The following is a 1,079-nucleotide window of genomic DNA, read 5'->3' as shown; positions in this document are numbered from 1 at the left end:
CGGCTTCGACGGTCAGCTTGCTGAAGTCGCTGCCCTTGGGGAAATACTGGCGGAGCAGACCGTTGGTGTTTTCATTGGTGCCACGTTGCCAGGATGACTAGGGGTCTGCAAAAAAGACCTGGCACTGGCTCCGTAGCGCGATGCGTTCATGCCCGGCAAACTCCCTTCCGTTATCCAGCGTCAGCGTGTGAGCGGCATGGCCCTGAAGCATCAGATTGATCGCCCGCGTTACCTGCCGGCGCGTTCTGCGCTTGACCGGATAGGCGCTCAGATAGCCGCTTTTGCGATCAACCAGGGTCACCAGGTTACCGCCCAGTCCATGTACCGTATCGCCCTCCCAGTCCCCCAGGCGCTCGCGGCTTTCGACCTCGGCTGGGCGTTCACTGATTGACACGCGATTACGCAGCTGCCCGCGCCGATCGTGGCTTCCATAGCGTTTCCGGTAGCGCTTTCGGCGATGTCGCAGATAGGTATAAAGCTCACCACCGGCGCGCTGTTCGGCGGCAATGAACCGATAAATCCACTCATGGCTGACCGCCCGGCTTGGCTGCTCCTGCTTCAACCGCTGGGCGATCTGCTCCGGACTCATGCCATGCTTGAGCCACACCGGGAGATGATGGCTGAGCCATGTCGCCGGCTTGCAAAACTTGCGCGCACCCGCTCGACGAGCATCACTTTCATGGGCCGCAGAAACAGCCTTGTAGATATTCTGGGTGCTGTTGCGGCGAACCTCGCGACTGATCGTCGAGGGATGCACGCCGACCCGCTTTGCAATGCTCGCCTGGCTCTCTGCGGCGCTCAAGCCAGCCTCAATCTGGTAACGTTGTCCCTGAGTCAGCTGCCGGTAATGCGTAGTCATCTGCGCTTGAATCCTTCGGTGTGAGAGCCTGGATTCTACCGGTGGCTGGCTCTCTGCCTCTCGTTTCAAGCGTTGCGCTTATTCTATGAATTCAGGTATTGTTATCCAAACAAATAACGAGGGTTTGAAACAACCAAGGTTGTACCAGGTGCAAGGAACTCAATCATGAAAACTCAAGTCGTGTTTTGGAAAGCAAGTACCGCGCTGGCCCTCGTTCTGG

The 1,079-nt window shown here is 57.9% G+C and carries 1 pseudogene; it reads right to left on the bottom strand.

The annotated features are described in order from the left end of the window. A pseudogene (locus tag U1R88_RS35575) lies at window positions 1-859 on the bottom strand (IS30-like element ISPpu17 family transposase); the annotation flags it as partial. Window positions 860-1,079: the final 220 nt, after the last annotated feature.

Origin of the sequence: Labrys sedimenti (assembly GCF_034424805.1) — a bacterium.
Lineage (GTDB): Bacteria > Pseudomonadota > Alphaproteobacteria > Rhizobiales > Labraceae > Labrys > Labrys sedimenti.
The sequence above is the reverse complement of the archived record's forward strand: the minus strand, read 5'-3'. Positions and strand labels throughout refer to the sequence as shown.